Source organism: uncultured Fibrobacter sp. (assembly GCF_946062555.1).
Lineage (GTDB): Bacteria > Fibrobacterota > Fibrobacteria > Fibrobacterales > Fibrobacteraceae > Fibrobacter.
On record NZ_CAMGVQ010000018.1, the window covers coordinates 1 to 15,223 of the forward strand.

The 15,223-nt window shown below is 51.7% G+C and carries 15 protein-coding genes and 1 pseudogene; 14 read left to right on the plus strand and 2 right to left on the minus strand.

Annotated elements, in window-relative coordinates; genetic code table 11:
* From Q0P86_RS07080 to Q0P86_RS07135, 12 genes are all read left to right on the plus strand, one after another.
* A partial coding sequence (locus Q0P86_RS07080) for a hypothetical protein (RefSeq protein WP_295038415.1) occupies positions 1–251 on the plus strand: 251 nt, incomplete at its 5' end.
* A gap of 10 nt (positions 252–261) precedes the next feature.
* Positions 262–1,056: a hypothetical protein gene (locus tag Q0P86_RS07085; protein WP_295038417.1), complete on the plus strand. Its 795-nt coding sequence runs from the start codon at positions 262–264 to the stop codon at positions 1,054–1,056.
* 25 nt (positions 1,057–1,081) lie between these two features.
* Positions 1,082–2,044, plus strand: coding sequence for a lipid A biosynthesis acyltransferase (locus tag Q0P86_RS07090; RefSeq protein WP_295038420.1), 963 nt, complete (start codon positions 1,082–1,084; stop codon positions 2,042–2,044).
* A gap of 12 nt (positions 2,045–2,056) precedes the next feature.
* The gene (hutH, locus tag Q0P86_RS07095) at positions 2,057–3,580 is read left to right on the plus strand and encodes a histidine ammonia-lyase (RefSeq protein WP_295038422.1); all 1,524 of its coding nucleotides are present in this window, start codon (positions 2,057–2,059) and stop codon (positions 3,578–3,580) included.
* A 12-nt stretch (positions 3,581–3,592) separates the two neighbouring features.
* Positions 3,593–4,030 carry a thioesterase family protein gene (locus Q0P86_RS07100; protein WP_295038424.1) on the plus strand — a complete coding sequence of 146 codons (438 nt, stop codon included), beginning with the start codon at positions 3,593–3,595 and terminating at the stop codon, positions 4,028–4,030.
* Between the two features lie 46 nt (positions 4,031–4,076).
* Positions 4,077–4,769: an outer membrane lipoprotein carrier protein LolA gene (locus Q0P86_RS07105; protein ID WP_295038425.1), complete on the plus strand. Its 693-nt coding sequence runs from the start codon at positions 4,077–4,079 to the stop codon at positions 4,767–4,769.
* Positions 4,766–7,141: an MMPL family transporter gene (locus Q0P86_RS07110; RefSeq protein WP_295038427.1), complete on the plus strand. Its 2,376-nt coding sequence runs from the start codon at positions 4,766–4,768 to the stop codon at positions 7,139–7,141. Before Q0P86_RS07105 ends, Q0P86_RS07110 begins: the two co-directional genes overlap by 4 nt.
* A gap of 84 nt (positions 7,142–7,225) precedes the next feature.
* Positions 7,226–7,822 carry a DUF3261 domain-containing protein gene (locus tag Q0P86_RS07115; RefSeq protein WP_295038429.1) on the plus strand — a complete coding sequence of 199 codons (597 nt, stop codon included), beginning with the start codon at positions 7,226–7,228 and terminating at the stop codon, positions 7,820–7,822.
* The gene (locus Q0P86_RS07120) at positions 7,819–9,015 is read left to right on the plus strand and encodes a beta-ketoacyl synthase N-terminal-like domain-containing protein (RefSeq protein ID WP_295038431.1); all 1,197 of its coding nucleotides are present in this window, start codon (positions 7,819–7,821) and stop codon (positions 9,013–9,015) included. Before Q0P86_RS07115 ends, Q0P86_RS07120 begins: the two co-directional genes overlap by 4 nt.
* Before the next feature lie 4 nt (positions 9,016–9,019).
* Positions 9,020–9,493: a thioester dehydrase gene (locus Q0P86_RS07125; protein ID WP_295038433.1), complete on the plus strand. Its 474-nt coding sequence runs from the start codon at positions 9,020–9,022 to the stop codon at positions 9,491–9,493.
* Positions 9,494–9,518: 25 nt separating this feature from the next.
* Positions 9,519–10,247 (plus strand): 3-oxoacyl-ACP reductase FabG, encoded by a 729-nt coding sequence (gene fabG, locus Q0P86_RS07130; protein WP_295038435.1) that lies wholly within the window; start codon positions 9,519–9,521, stop codon positions 10,245–10,247.
* The gene (locus Q0P86_RS07135; protein ID WP_295038437.1) at positions 10,247–11,470 is read left to right on the plus strand and encodes a beta-ketoacyl-ACP synthase; all 1,224 of its coding nucleotides are present in this window, start codon (positions 10,247–10,249) and stop codon (positions 11,468–11,470) included. The genes fabG and Q0P86_RS07135 overlap by 1 nt, the downstream gene beginning before the upstream one ends.
* Before the next feature lie 123 nt (positions 11,471–11,593).
* On the opposite strand, the pseudogene Q0P86_RS07140 reads toward Q0P86_RS07135, so the two are convergent.
* Positions 11,594–11,989 (minus strand): annotated as a pseudogene (locus Q0P86_RS07140) (adenine phosphoribosyltransferase); the annotation flags it as partial.
* Entirely contained in the window at positions 11,982–12,887 is a 906-nt protein-coding gene (locus tag Q0P86_RS07145; RefSeq protein ID WP_295038441.1) for a TIGR01212 family radical SAM protein, read from the minus strand. The pseudogene Q0P86_RS07140 and the gene Q0P86_RS07145, both read right to left, overlap by 8 nt.
* Positions 12,888–12,993: 106 nt before the next feature.
* Here Q0P86_RS07145 and Q0P86_RS07150 point away from each other — a divergent pair, with 106 nt between their 5' ends.
* Together Q0P86_RS07150 and Q0P86_RS07155 are read left to right on the plus strand one after the other, a co-directional pair.
* A complete protein-coding gene (locus Q0P86_RS07150) occupies positions 12,994–14,487 on the plus strand; it encodes an ABC transporter substrate-binding protein/permease (protein WP_295038442.1) in 1,494 nt (497 codons plus the stop codon).
* Positions 14,477–15,223, plus strand: coding sequence for an amino acid ABC transporter ATP-binding protein (locus Q0P86_RS07155; RefSeq protein WP_294985611.1), 747 nt, complete (start codon positions 14,477–14,479; stop codon positions 15,221–15,223). Before Q0P86_RS07150 ends, Q0P86_RS07155 begins: the two co-directional genes overlap by 11 nt.

The following is a 15,223-nucleotide window of genomic DNA, read 5'->3' on the forward strand; positions in this document are numbered from 1 at the left end:
TTGTTAACGAAGATAAGAATCTTGTTGCAAGGGGACTCAAGCTCATTCAGTATGGTGAACAGCCTGTATTTGTAGAAGGTGACTGGGCAGGCACAATTCATGCGGCAAGAACTCTATTGATTTTGGGACAAACTGTCAAAAATGTTTATGGAAGGTTCTTGGGGCATGGGGTGACTGTTCATCAGAATACCGATGTTTATCGTGTTGATTTCAACCCTATTCAATCTGCGTTAGAAATATCATTTAAGTAGGAGGTTTGCTATGAAAAAATATATTATACTAGTTATGTTTTTTACAATAACTCTATTTGCTGACGAAATAGAAAAACCCGAGAGCAATATCCGTGTTGGAACAGATTTGAAATTTGATAAGGGGTACATTTCTTTAGATTTTGGAGAATCTTGCTCAAAGTCCTTTATTAATTGCATTGATTCCATTTACATTTGGGATTCTACAACCATTTTTACGGGAATCGCCTATTATTCTACACTTGATACAAATTATGCCGTTTTTGTGAATTTTGAAGAAAATGAAATAATAATGCATCGCATATCTTGCCGCTCCCAAAGTGTAAACGATTTACCTGTAAAAGATATTCTCCGAAACGAATTTCTCAAATTACAAGAATGGGGCGTTGTTCAGTTAACAAAAGACAGTGCAGAACATTTAATTGACCGAATGATTGCAAATATGACATCTGACTCCTATGATATAATAGGCGTTTTTTATACTCATGGATTTATTTGCGACACACTATGGGATTGTGTCGGCTTACCGGTGGATGGTGGAGCAATAATGATTGACAACTGGTGGACTTTGCTTCCTGATGAAAAACCGACTTCTATTTCCAAGACACGGATTAAAAATAGATTTCGTCTGTCTCGCATGAATCGGAAAACTTTTTTTGTTGAAGGATTCGACGAAGCCTCTCCCTACAAAATATTTGATGTCAACGGCATCCTTTTGAATCAAGGACAAACCGAAAACGGCGAAGTCCAAGTCCCCAAAACACCCGCTATCCTCGACATCGGACACCAAAAAATTTTGCTGAAGTAAAGAAATTCTATATTTTATACAAAAAATGACAACTGATTCGCAACAGTGGTACGAGGTGAAGGAAGTGGGCGGAAGCCTGTGGCACTTCCGTTTTATGCTGTGGATAACTTGCCACTTGCCGCTTCGTGTCGTTGAACTGTGTACGGCGGTCGTGTGCTTCTTTTTCTGGATGGGGGCGCGCCCCGTCCGGGAACGTTCAGCGGCCTACCTGAAACGCCTGTCGGCGGTGCAGGGCAAGCGGATGCCCTTCATGGGCACCTACAAGCACGTGCTTTCGTTTGCGCTTTCGATGATCGAGAAACTGCTCGGCTGGCGTGGATCGATCAAGCTGAACCAGGTGGAAACCCAGGGCGACGACCTCGACAAGCTAGTGGAACAGATTGACCGCGGCGAGGGTGCATTCCTGATTTGCTCGCACCTCGGTAACATGGAAATGCTGCGCTCGCTGACGGGCTATGGTGAAATCCATTCGCATAAGGAATTCAAGGTTTTCCCGGTGGTCGACTTCTCGGGAACGTCCAAGTTCAATGCGCTCCTTTTTGAATTGAATCCGGACCTGATGAATTCGGTGCTGGACGCAAACAAGATTGGTGTCGATTCTGCCGTGTGGATGAAGGAACAGATTGCGAAGGGTAACCTGGTGGTGATTGCGGGGGACCGGACCTCGGCGAATTCCACGGACCGGAATGTAGAGATGGATTTCCTGGGCGAGAGGGCGAATTTTCCGGAAGGGGCCTTTACGCTTTCGAGTATTCTGGGTGCCCCGATCTACTTTACGTTTGCCATCCGCAAGCATGACTTTGATATTCGTTCGCCTTACGAGATGCATGTGGTGAAGGCGAAAACCACTTTTGACTGTAGCCGCAAGGAGCGCCCCGAAAGACTTCGGATGCTTGTGCAGGAATACACGCAAATTTTACAGAAATTGTGCCTCAGGCATCCGTACCAGTGGTATAATTTTTACAATTTTTGGAAAAACTCGAAATAAAGGATGTAGAACATGAAGACTGTCGTCATTGGATCAGAAAAATTAACCATCGAACAGGTCGTGGCTATTGCCAAGCGCCAAGTGAATGTCGAGCTGGATTCCTCTGCGGAATTCCAGAAGAAAATCGACGCCGGTGCGGAATTCCTGGACGAAGCTCTCGCTAAGCATGGCGGCATTTACGGCGTGACCACGGGTTACGGCGATTCCTGCACGCAGGTGGTGCCGCCCGATCGTTACTATGAGCTGCCTATCAACTTGTCCCGTTTCCACGGTTGCGGCATGGGCAACTATTTTGACGAAGAAACGACCCGTGCTATCATGACGGTGCGTCTGAATACCTTGGCTCAAGGTTTCTCGGGTGTGAGCTATGCACTTTTGAAGATTATCATGACGTTCTTGCAGAACGATATCCTGCCGCTTATTCCACAGGAAGGTTCCGTGGGTGCGAGTGGCGACTTGACTCCGCTTTCTTACCTGGCCGGAGCTGTGATCGGTGAACGTGACGTGCTCTACAAGGGCGAACGCCGTTCCTCCAAGGACGTGATGGCCGAACTCGGTATCACTCCGCACCGTTTCCGCCCGAAGGAAGCGATCGCGATCATGAACGGTACTGCCGTGATGAATGCCGTCGCGTGCATGGCCTTTAGCCGTGCCGAATACCTGGCCGACTTGTCTTGCCGCATTACGGCGATGAATACGATTGCCATGAAGGGCAATGCCTACCATTTCTACGAACGCCTGTTCGCCGTGAAGCCGCACCCGGGCCTCGTGACTGCCGCAAAGAAGATGCGCGATGCGATGAACCTCGAAGTCGAAAAGAACGTGGTTCCTGAAAAGATCCAGGACCCGTATTCTCTGCGTTGCGCTCCGCATATCGTGGGCGTGTTCTACGATTCTGAACCGTTGCTCCGCCAGCTCATTGAAATCGAAATGAACAGCGCAAACGACAACCCGATTGTGGACCCCGAAACAAAGAATATCTTCCACGGCGGTCATTTCTACGGTGGTCACATTTGCCTTGCGATGGATACCCTCAAGAATATTGTTGCGAACTTTGCCGATCTTCTGGACCGTCAGTTGGCAACAGTTGTGGACATCAAGTTCAACCGCAATCTGCCGCCTAACCTCACGGGTAGTCATGAATTTGCTCTCAACCACGGTTTCAAGGCGGTGCAGATCGGCGTCTCTGCTTGGACGGCTGAAGCTCTCCACAATACGATGCCCATGAGCGTGTTCAGCCGTTCCACTGAATGCCATAACCAGGACAAGGTGAGTATGGGAACGATTGCTTCCCGCGACTGTATCCGCGTGATTGAACTCACTGAACAGGTGGCTGCCGCCGTGTTGCTCGCCGCGTCCCAGGCTCTCCATATTCGCCTCGAACGCGGTGAAATCACCGACAAGCGCATCGAAGGTGTTCACAAGACATACGACCAGGTGTTCGAAAAGTTCGCTCCGCTCGCTTGCGACCGTCAGCTGGAACCGGACCTCCGCATGACGCTCGAACTGATCCGCGAAAAGCACTACGCCGTTTAATTCGGGGATTCTATGGCTCAGAAGAAACTGAAAGAAACTGTCGAGTTCAAGGTCGAGTTTTACGACGTGGACTCGATGAAGGTGGCGTGGCACGGCAACTACGTGAAATTCATGGAAGTGGCCCGTTGCGCTCTCCTTGCCAAGATCAAGTACGACTACTTCGCCATGGAGGCGAGTGGTTTTGCTTGGCCCGTGGTGGACATGCACATCCGCTACTTGCGCCCGATGATTTTCATGCAGCGCATTCGTGCCGAGGTGACTCTCGAGGAATACGAGGTTTGTCTGAAGCTTTCGTACAAGTTCTTTGATGCCGAAAGTGGCTCGCTTCTGTGCAAGGCCGAAAGTATGCAGATGGCGGTGGACATGAACAAGCGCGATTCGCTCATGGTGTGTCCGCCGTGCTTTATCGAACGCGTGCGCGAGGCTCTCGCTGCCGAGGAAAACGGATGATTACACGGATGTTGATGAAAATTGTCATTGCGAGGAGCGGCGCGACGTGGCAATCATAAGAAGCATCTTTGTCCTGCTTTTTGCCCTTCCGACTCTTTGGGGATCCGCCCTTGCGGCGGGTTCTGCTTCGGATGTCTTCAAGAAGCCGTTGACCGAGGCCTCTAAACCCGCCTTGCAGCAGTCGCTTTCGGTGCTGACGGCATCTCCGTTGACTATGGGCGATTTCAAGCAGACGCGTACGATCAAGAAGATGAACCGCGAATTTATTTCGACGGGGTCTTTTGCGATTGACCGCGAAGCGGGAATTGTCTGGGATACAAGGAAGCCGTTTCCGTCGTTCTTGTGGGTGGGGGATAATTCCATTGTCCAGTGGGATGTCGCCCGCGATACCAAGAAGACGATGAGCGCGAAGGACAATCCGGTGTTCGCCGAATTCTCGGGAACGATCCAGTCGGTTTTCTCGGGTAAGTTCGATGAACTCGCTCGCAATTTTGATATCTACTTCGTGGCGGGGGAGTCATTCTCCGTGGGGCTTGTTCCCAAGGAAAAGGCCGTTGCCCGTGTCATTGCGTCGATTGTCCTTTCGGGCCGAACCGAGCTGGAAAAGGTGACGATTGTCGATGGTGAAGGCAACCAGGTCGTCTATGATTTTTCTGCCCAGGCGCATTTCAAGGACCTCGATTCCGTTGAGGGAACCTTTAAGGACCTGGCCCTTAAATTTAAGAAAGTGAAAAAGTGAGACCGGCGTCGAAGAAACTTGTCTCGGTGATTATCTGGGCGACCATCCATGTCGCCCTTATTTCGCTTGGCCTGTTGCAGCCTTGGAAGGTGGAATCGGATTTATATTCGGTGCTTCCGGATTCAAGCGAATTCAAGAATGTCAGCGAGGCGGAAAAGGCGCTGAGTGCGCGTTCGATGCGCAACTTCACGGTGCTCGTTGGGCATCGCGATTTCGCGGTGGCGAAATCGGCGGCGGAGGCACTGGAAGCCTCTTTTGCCCTCGATAGTGCCTTCGCCGAAACGCGCCTGTACGTTGACGATTCCACGATGCAGCGGATGAGCGACTTTTTCTTCGAGTACCGCAACGTGCTGCAGGGGAAACCCGTCCGCGATTTACTTAAGGCGGGCGATTCCTCGGCCTTCTCGGCGATTGCCGATATGGCGCGGCAGAAGGTCTACGGGGCTTTCACGATTGCCGACTTGAGTCACCTGGAAGATGACCCCTTTCTGCTCGGTGCAGAATCTTTCGACTACTTTACGCTTCATTCGCAGCTGATGGGGGGCCGCTTCACCCTGCGCGACGGTGTGCTCGCCGCCGAAGATTCTTCGGTATCGTACGTGATGTGGAGCGCTGCGCTTTCGCCGACGGTTTCGGCGATGGCCTCCGACGGCCATATGCTCGCTCGCCTAGACCGTGTGCTGGATTCGCTTCGCCTTGTTCATGAGGGGCTCCGCATCGAAAAGTCCGGCGTACCTTTCCACAGCTACGAAAGCTCCAGGAACGCGCAGTCCGAAGTGGCGTGGATTTCGGGCGTGTCGATTGTCTTGATTCTTCTGCTCCTCTTATGGGCTTTCCGCACGCCGGTTCCGATCGTGTGTACGCTCGTGGCAATCGGCGTTGCTATCTGTGCAGCGCTTCTAGGAACGTGGGCCCTGTTCGGGAGCATTCATGTGTTTACCTTTGTGTTCGGGACGAGCGTGATTGGCGTGAGTATCGATTACGCAATCCACTTCTTTACCGACTGGAAACACGGAACCTCTAAAAATGGTCTCGATATCCGCCGCCACATTTTCAAGGGCCTCCTGCTCGGTTTCATGACGACCGAGCTCAGCTATATTGCGCTTACCTTTGCCGAATTTCCGCTCCTTCGCCAGATGGCCGTCTTTTCAATTGTCGGTCTGGCGAGTTCCTTTGCGACCATCTTGTTGCTGTTCCCGAATCTGCCCCTTCCGCAGGGGGACGCTCGTGCCAAATCTATGGCTCCGACAAGAATTCCGGCTTTTATCTTGGACTTCTACGATCGCTTCGCTCCCCGTACGGTTGTCGTTGCGGGAATCGTCTTGCTCCTGGCCCTTGTTCCGGGGGTACTGAAGCTGAATATCCATACGGATATGCGCGCCCTGTATGCGATGAGCGAAAATCTCAAGCGTTCCGAGGCGTTGAATGCGCGACTGAACAACTTGGGAATTTCGGCGAACTACTTTATCGTGGAAGGCTCCTCGGAGCAGGAACTTTTGCAGAACGAAGAATCGCTCGTCTGTCGACTTGATTCTGCCCTTGATATGGTCCATGATTCTGCCAATGATTCAGTTTCCAGTTCGGTGAAACCGGTGCTGGGCGGTTACCTGGCGACTTCGACCTACATTCCATCTTTAAAAGTACAGGATGAAACCTTCGAAGGAATCCGTCGGCTTTATGCGTCTCCCGTTTTCGGCGAACTTCTCCGAGACTTGAACCTTTCCTCTGATTCGGTGCGTATGTCGGATGCTTCGCCCCGTTACCTGACTCTGCAATCGGAAATTCCGGCTTCGTTCAGGAGTATCCTTTCGATGCTCTGGATAGGCGAGGTCAACGGTAAATTTTACAGCGCCGTTTTCCCGCTCCACGTGGCCGCGGATTTTGCCGTATCTCAATTTGCCGAAGGTATGCCCTTTGTTTATGCGGTGAACAAGATGGATAACGTGAATGCGACCTTGACGGACCTTTCGCGGGTCGCCCTGTTGCTCGTGGCCCTGGCCTACCTTGTCGTTTTTGTCGTGCTGGTCCTGGTTTACGGTTTTGTCCAGGCGCTCAAGGTCATTCGTGCTCCGGTCATTTCCTGCTTTTTTATTGCGGCCGTATTCGGTTATTGTGGCATTCCGTTCAATTTCTTTGCGATTGTGGGTGTCATTTTGACTCTCGGTATCGGTATCGACTACGCTCTTTTCTTCAAGGAAGGGGGTTCGCGTAACCTGACGACGGCCCTTGCCGTGATGCTTTCGGCCATGACGACGCTGATTTCTTTCGGAAGCCTTTCTTTTAGCAGCTTTGTTCCGGTTGCGACGTTCGGCTTCTCGGTGTTGCTCGGTATTTTGTGCTGCCTCGCCCTGTCGCCATTCAGTAGAAGGTAAATATTTCTAAATTTGTGGCGCAAAAATGTCAATTTTGAGTGGATTGTATATGATTGAACCTTTTATGTCGTTGCGAGGAATGTAATGACAAAACAATCTATACTCGCATTTTTGTTGCTCCTTTTAGTCGCCTGCCACAACGCGCGCCAGGTTCCGGGGACTGCCCCTGTCTATTATTCCGATGAGCGCTCCGTATCGCTCCTGCCGACAGCCTCGATGACCGAAAAGCTCGATATGCCGCAACATATCGTGGGGGAATTCCATAAGCCGGACGGTTCGACAGATTCCTTCGAGGCGGATTCCTGGGTGCGGGCAAATGATTCCATCCTCTCGGTGGTGCTTTTTTCGGGATTCGGGACGACGATCGGCGAAATCAGCTATTTCCACGATTCTGTGAAAGTGGAAAGTTCCCTGATGAATGTTGAAAAGATGAAGGCGGAGTATCTGCTGGCGGATTTCCAGATTTGTTTTTATCCGTTTGAACCGTTGCAGAAGAATTTTGAACAGGCCGGGTTTGAATTTTCTGAAACCCGTTCCGGAGCCGAAAATGCCGATTTTGTCCGTACGCTTTCTGAAAATGGAAAGACGATTTTAACGGCAAAAAAGACCGGCGCCGAAATCAGGCTTGTCAATGATTTGCGCGGTTACAGTTACCATATTACGTTAGGGGAGGCTAATTGAGTAGGCCTTTGTTTATTAACGACTTTGCGTTCCACTGTATTTTGGGTGGCAGCAAGGACAGCGTTTTTGATAAGTTAAAGAATGGAGTTCGCGGCGAATTCACCACCTACGATGTAGCGGGTGTCATGCGCCCCGCGGCGACAATCGATCCGTCGTCTTTGGCTCCTGTCGAGGACTCCAAGTTTGATAACCGCGTGAACAGACTTTCGCAGGCGGCGCTTTCCCAGATGGATGCTTCTATTCGCAAGACGGTTGAAAAGTTCGGTGCAGACCGCATCGGTATCTTTATCGGTTCCTGCGACAACGGTTCCGAAGCTTCGATGAATGCGCTCAGGAGCTTCAAGGAAACGGGGGCGTTCCCCGAAGGTTATGTGCTGGATTACCAGGCTGCAGATTTCCCGGCGCAGTATATCGCCAAGCGCTACGGCATTACGGGGATGCTCTCGGTGCATTCGACGGCGTGTGCCTCCAGTGCGAGTGCCTTTGTTTCTGCACGCAATAACATCTATGCCGGTAACTGCGATGCGGCTATCGTGGGCGGTGTCGATATCGCGTCCCAGTCCGTCATCCTGGGCTTCGCCTCCCTCGAGGCCATGTCCGACAAGCCGACGAATCCGTTCAGCGCGAACCATACGGGACTTACTCTCGGTGACGCGGCCGCGTTCTTCCTGGTAACCCGCGAAAATCTGCCGGATCTTGCCGCTGATTCCTGCAACGGCCTTTCGGTGGCGGGCTTTGGTGAAAGTGCCGATGCCGACCATATTACGGCACCTCGCGCCGATGGCGAAGGCGCCTATCTCGCGATGAAGGCGGCGCTGTCCGATGCGGAACTGGATGTTTCTTCTATCGGCTATGTTAATTTGCATGGAACAGGAACGCGCCTGAACGACTCCATGGAATCGATCGCCGTGAATCGCCTTTTTGGCGAAACAATTCCGGCTAGTTCCACGAAGGCGCTTACGGGGCATACGCTCGGAGCGGCAGGCGCTCTCGAAGCCTCTTTCTGCTGCCTTGCGCTCCAGAACGGTGGTGTTCTCCCGGCGCATCTGTTCGACGGTTGCGAAGACCCGAAACTCCCGAAGGTCCACCTGGTCAAACCGGGCGAACAGACCTCGAAGCCTCTCAAGTATTGTATCAGCAACTCCTTTGCCTTTGGCGGTTGCAATGTTTCTCTAGTTATAGCGAAGGAATAGAATAATGGGTACGCCTGAATTTCCGACAAGAGAATTGGTTTCCGAACTGGTTCCGCACAAAGACAAAATGCTTTTGCTCGATCGAGTCAATTCCCATGACCTGGACGAGATTACGATTGAAACCGAAGTGGATATCCACAAGGACTGCATGTTCTTTAAAGATGAATTGCAGGGTGTTCCTTCGTATGTGGCGTTTGAGTACATGGCCCAGAGTATTTCTGCTTTGTCTGGAATTTATGGACGTTCGCTCGGTCAAAAGCCCAAGGAAGGTTTTATCATGAGCGTATCCAACTGCAAGACGGCGGTTCCCGTTTTCAAGGCCGGCGACGTGGTGCGTATCTGGGTCCACCAGACGATGCGTGTCGATATGGCAGTGACCTTCGAAGGCAAGGTTTTTGTGGGCGATAATTTGGCTGTATCGGCGTCGCTCTGTACGGTCGAAGTGGACGACCCCATGTCAATTTTGAAGAAGAACTAGGATACTTTTACTATATTTGGCGCGTATGGAAAATAAGAAGAGTGTTTTGATTACAGGTGCAAGCGGTGGCATTGGTGCTGCCATTGCAAAGGCTGTCGCATTGGCGGGTTACGAAGTGGTGGCGCATTACAATAGGAATGCGGCTCCGGTTGAACAGCTCGCAAACGAAATTCGTGAACAGGGTGGTTCTATTCGTCTGCTCCAGTTCAATATCCGCGACCGTGAACAGTGCAAGACTGTGCTCGAAAAGGATATCGAAGAAAACGGTGTCTATTTTGGTGTCGTAACCAATGCAGGCGTCTGTGCCGATACGGCATTCCCGGCCATGACCGATGAATACTGGGACAAGGTTATCGATACGAACTTGAACGGTTTTTACAATGTGCTTCACCCGATCGTGATGCCCATGTGCCGCAAGCGTCGTGGCCGCATCGTGACGATTTCGTCTGTTTCTGGCGTTATCGGCAATCGTGGCCAGGTGAACTACAGTGCTTCCAAGGCTGGCCTTATCGGTGCGACCAAGGCTTTGGCGACTGAACTTGCAAGCCGTGGAATTACGGTAAACAGCGTTGCTCCGGGCGTCATCGAAACCGAGATGATCAAGGATGCTCCGCTCGATATGATTTTGCCCGCCATTCCGATGAAGCGCGTGGGTAAGCCCGAAGAAGTGGCTGCCACGGTCGTGTTCCTGCTGTCGGAAGGGGCTGCCTACATCACCCGTCAGGTGATTTCTGTTAATGGGGGACTTGCTTAATGCGTCGTGTTGTTGTTACGGGTGGATCCTGTATATCTTCGCTTGGTTTTGATGCTGAAACTGCTATTGAAAATCTGAAGGGCCTTAAGAACCGAGTCGTTCGTATGGACGCCTGGGATATCTATAAGCAGATGAATACCCGTCTTGCCGCCCCTATTCTGGAGCCTCTGCCGCCCTATCCGCGTAAAAAGATTCGTGGTGCTGGTCGCGTGGCCGTGATGGGCTTGGCTTCTGCCGACAAGGCTATTGAAGTGGCCGGTTTAACGAACGAGACCGCTTTGATGAAGTCCGGTCGCATGGGTGTTGCTTTCGGTTCTTCGATGGGTAGTATCGACCCGTTGCTCGAGTTCTTCTCGATGCTCCAGACCTACGACTGTTCCAAGATTACCGCGACGACATATATCCGCTCCATGCCGCAGACTTGTGCTGTGAACATCAGCGTGGTCCTTGGCCTAACAGGTCGCCTGGTCACGACGAATACGGCGTGCACCAGTGGAAGCCTCGCTATCGGTCAGGCTTACGAACTCATCAAGTACGGCAAGCAGGATATGATGATTGCAGGCGGTGCCGATGAACTGGATCCGACTGAATCCGCTGTGTTCGACACCTTGTTTGCGACAAGCACCAAGAACGACCATCCGGAACTTTCTCCTGCCGCCTACGACAAGGACCGCGATGGTTTGGTGATTGGCGAAGGTGCGGGAGCCCTGGTTCTCGAGGAATATGAACATGCCAAGGCCCGAGGTGCAAAGATCTACGCGGAACTGGTCGGTTTCGGTTCCAATACCGACGGTGAACACATCACGCAGCCCAAGAAAGAAACTATGCAACAGGCTCTCGAATTGGCGATTGAAGATTCGGGACTTTCTGCCGATGCAATCGGTTACGTGAATGGTCACGGTACGGCAACCCACCACGGCGATATTGCCGAAAGCTGGGCTACTTACAACGCGCTCAAGCAGCGTGCGGTTCCCCTTTCCAGCCTCAAGAGCTATGTCGGCCATACACTCGGTGCTTGCGGTGGAATCGAGGCCTGGCTTGCCATCAACATGATGAACCGAGGCTGGTTCAGCCCGAACCTCAATTTGAGAAACGTGGACCCCGAATGTGCTCCGCTGGACTACATTACGGGCTCCGGACGCGAAATGGACGTGGAATACATCATGTCCAATAACTTCGCTTTCGGCGGAATCAATACGTCGCTCATTTTCAAGCGCGTGTAATTCCTGCTTAGGTTTAAATTGAAAAATGCTCCGAGAGAAATCTCGGAGCGTTTTCGTTTGTATATAAAATGCCTAAGGTCGAATTCAAAAAACCGAGTTCCGAAATAGGAAATTCTAAACTTACTAGTGTCCCGGGAACGTGGTGAGCGATTCCACCCGGTAACCCTTGAGTGCTTCGTGCCCGTGTAAGTCCAAAAGTTCAATTACAAATGCGAAGAATTCCACTTTTCCCCCTAATTTTTCAATGAGAGTCGCGGCTGCTTTGGCTGTCCCTCCGGTCGCTAGCAGGTCATCGACAACAAGGACTCGCGCACCCGGCTTTATGGTGTCCTTGTGAATCTCCATGCAAGCTTTCCCGTATTCCAGGTCATATTCGACACAGACGGTTTCGCGGGGGAGCTTTCCTTTTTTTACATCCGGCACAAACGGCTTGTGAAAATGTTCTGCAATGGAGACTCCGAAGAGAAATCCGCGAGCCTCATGCCCGACAACCATGTCAAAATCGACGTTTTCAAGCATCTTGTAGAACGCATTGCAGCCTACTTAAAATTCCTTCCACAGTCGCAATTATCTTGTCCCTTTCGCCGCACCAGTCGGGGGCGATGAGCATGTCGCTCGGACTTTCTCCGCTAAAGCGTTCGATAGCGGTTTCAAAACCGATAATCTTGATCATCTCGGCGACCGCTTCGCAGTATTCTTCAAAATTCAGGAGCTTGATTTCACCGTTGGCGTAATCCTGCGCCATCACGGTGCCCGCTACAATGTGCAGCGGGTGGATCTTGACCGCGGCGAGTTTCAAGTCGCGAACCACCTGGGCGGTATGCTTGAAATCTTCCATGGTTTCGCCGGGCAGCCCCACGATCACGTGCGTGGTGACGGTAAGTCCCGCTGCCTGGCAGCGCTTGACGGCATCTACGAATTCGGCGAGGGTATGCCTGCGGTTGATGGCCGCGAGTGTCAAATCGTTTGCGGTTTGCAGGCCGATTTCTACGATAATCGGTTTCTTGCGGTTCAGTTCCGCGAGGTATTCCACCTTGTCGTCTTCGAGGCAGTCCGGGCGCGTGCCGATGGCAAGCCCCGCAATCTCCTTATGCTTGATAATCGGGTCTATGATTCCCTTTAGGTGTTCGAGCGGGGCGTGCGTGTTCGTGTACGGCTGCAAGTAGGCCAAAATACCTGCGTTCGGGTATTTTTCGCGGAGCCTCGGCACGAACTTGTCGAGCTGCTCCTGAATCGAAACCTTCGCCTGGTCAAATACTGGACTGAAACTCCTGTTGTTGCAATAGCTGCAACCCGAAAAACTCTTGGTGCCGTCCAGGTTCGGGCAACTCATGCCGCCGTTCAGCGGGAGCTTGCGCACCTTCAGGTAATTCGGGAAAATCTTCAACAACAAATCGCGATAAGGTGTATAGTGCATGGTAAGTAATATAGCAACATAATGGATGAACAACCTTTTTCTGTTTTAATGCCTACCTTTATTGACATCTTTTCTCGGGTTGGCTAAATTTGGGGCTAAGGTGAAAATGATGCGAAATATCCTCCTCCCAATCCTTATCGCGTTTTACGCGCTCGCCCTGGTTTCTTGCGAAAGCAAGCAGGCGGTAATCCCCAATAAAGTCCACTCCATCAACGATCTCGGCCACAAGAAGGTGGGCGTGCAAATCGGCAATACCGCCGATATTTACGCGTCTGATTTCGGCGGCGATACTGCGAAAATCGACGTGGACCGTTACACGAAACTTGCCGATGCCATTCAGGCGCTCAAGCAGGGGAAAATTGACGCGGTCTTGAGCGATGATCAGCCCGCCAAGGCGTTCGTGCGAGAAAATCCGTCGCTTCGCATTCTGGACGAAGTCTTTGTCGAAGAAATGTACGCGGGGGTTGTCGCGAAGGGCAAAGAGGCTTTGCTCGATTCCGTGAACCAGGCGCTCGCTGCCATGAAACAGGACGGCGTCTACGATTCTCTCTTTAACACCTACATCTACCGCACCGGCGACTACCATTATCAAAAGAAGGTGAACGAAGGCCCGAAACTCGTGCTTTCGACCAATGCCCAGTTCCCGCCGTACGAATACTACGAAAATGCAAAAATTGTCGGCCTCGATATCGAAATCGTGAACTACATTGCCGACTACCTGAACCGTACCGTCGAAATCCAGGACATCGAATTTGATGCAATTATCAATGCGGTTTCTTCGGGCAAGGCGGATGTCGGCTTCGCGGGCTTTACCGTGACCGAAGAACGCAAGAAGTCCATCAACTTCACGACCCCGTACACGCTCTCGAAGATTGTCGTGATTGTCCGCGGCGACGAGGCGGTGGAAAACGACGAGAGTTTTGCCGAACATTTCCGCAAGAATTTCGTGAAGGATTCCCGCTGGAAGTTTATTGCTCTGGGCCTCCGTAACACGCTCGTTATTTCGCTCTTTGCGGCGCTGCTCGGCATTCTGATTGGTTTTTTCGTGGCGCAGATTCGCTCCAGCAACGATTTCAACGGCCGCTATAAGGTGCTGAATGCACTTGCGAAAGTCTACCTCGCGGTGATTCGCGGAACGCCGATGATGATTCAGCTGCTTATCATTTACTACATTGTATTTTCGTCGGTGAACGTGAACAAGATTCTCGTGGCGATTGTCGCATTCGGCGTGAATTCGGGTGCCTACGTTTCCGAAATTATCCGTAGCGGCATCAAGGGCGTAGACCCTGGCCAAATTGAGGCGGGGCGCAGTCTCGGACTCAAGTTCCGCACGATTCTTTACAGTGTCGTCTACCCGCAGGCTTTCAAGAACTCGCTCCCTGCGCTCACGAATGAATTTATCACGCTCATCAAGGAAACGTCCATTTGCGGCTACATTGGCCTGATGGATTTGACCCGCGGTGGAGACATTATCCGCAGCATGACCTACGAGGCGATGCTCCCGCTCCTTGCCGTGGCTGCCATTTACTTTGTCATTGTTGCAGGACTTTCGGCCTGTGTTGCAAAGCTTGAAAAGAGGTTGAAGAAAAATGAACGCTAATGCAGAAACTTTAATCCAGGTCAAGGACCTTTGCAAATCTTACGGCGACAAGCAGATTCTCAAGGGAATTTCGCTTGACATTCACCGCGGCGACGTGATTGCGATTATCGGGCCTTCGGGCTGTGGCAAGTCCACTTTCCTCCGCCAGTTGAACCTGCTTGAAACTCCGACTAGCGGCGACATTTTGTTGGACGGCAAGAGCATCTTGGTGAAGGGCTTTTCGAAGCCTGACGTTCGCAAGCGCGTGGGCATGGTTTTCCAGCAGTTTAACTTGTTCAAGAACATGACTGCCCTCAAGAATATCATGTTCGCTCCGATGAAATTGGGGCTCATGACCAAAGCTGAAGCGGAAAAACGTGCGAAGGAACTCCTGAAACGTATTGGGCTCCTGGAACGTGCGGATCATTACCCGGCACAACTCTCCGGCGGCCAACAGCAGCGTGTGGCGATTGCCCGCGCCATGGCCATGCAGCCCGAGGTAATCCTGTTCGACGAACCCACCAGTGCCCTGGACCCCGAAATGGTCGGCGAAGTCCTCAAGATGATGAAGGACTTGGCTAAATCAGGCATGACGATGGTCGTGGTGACGCACGAAATGAGCTTTGCCCGCGAAGTCGCCAACCGCGTGTTGTTCTTTGCCGATGGCGTGGTCAAGGAAGACGGCACCCCCGAAGAAATCTTCGACAACCCGAAAGATTCCCGCCTCAAGGAATTCCTCTCGGCACTGAAGAAATAG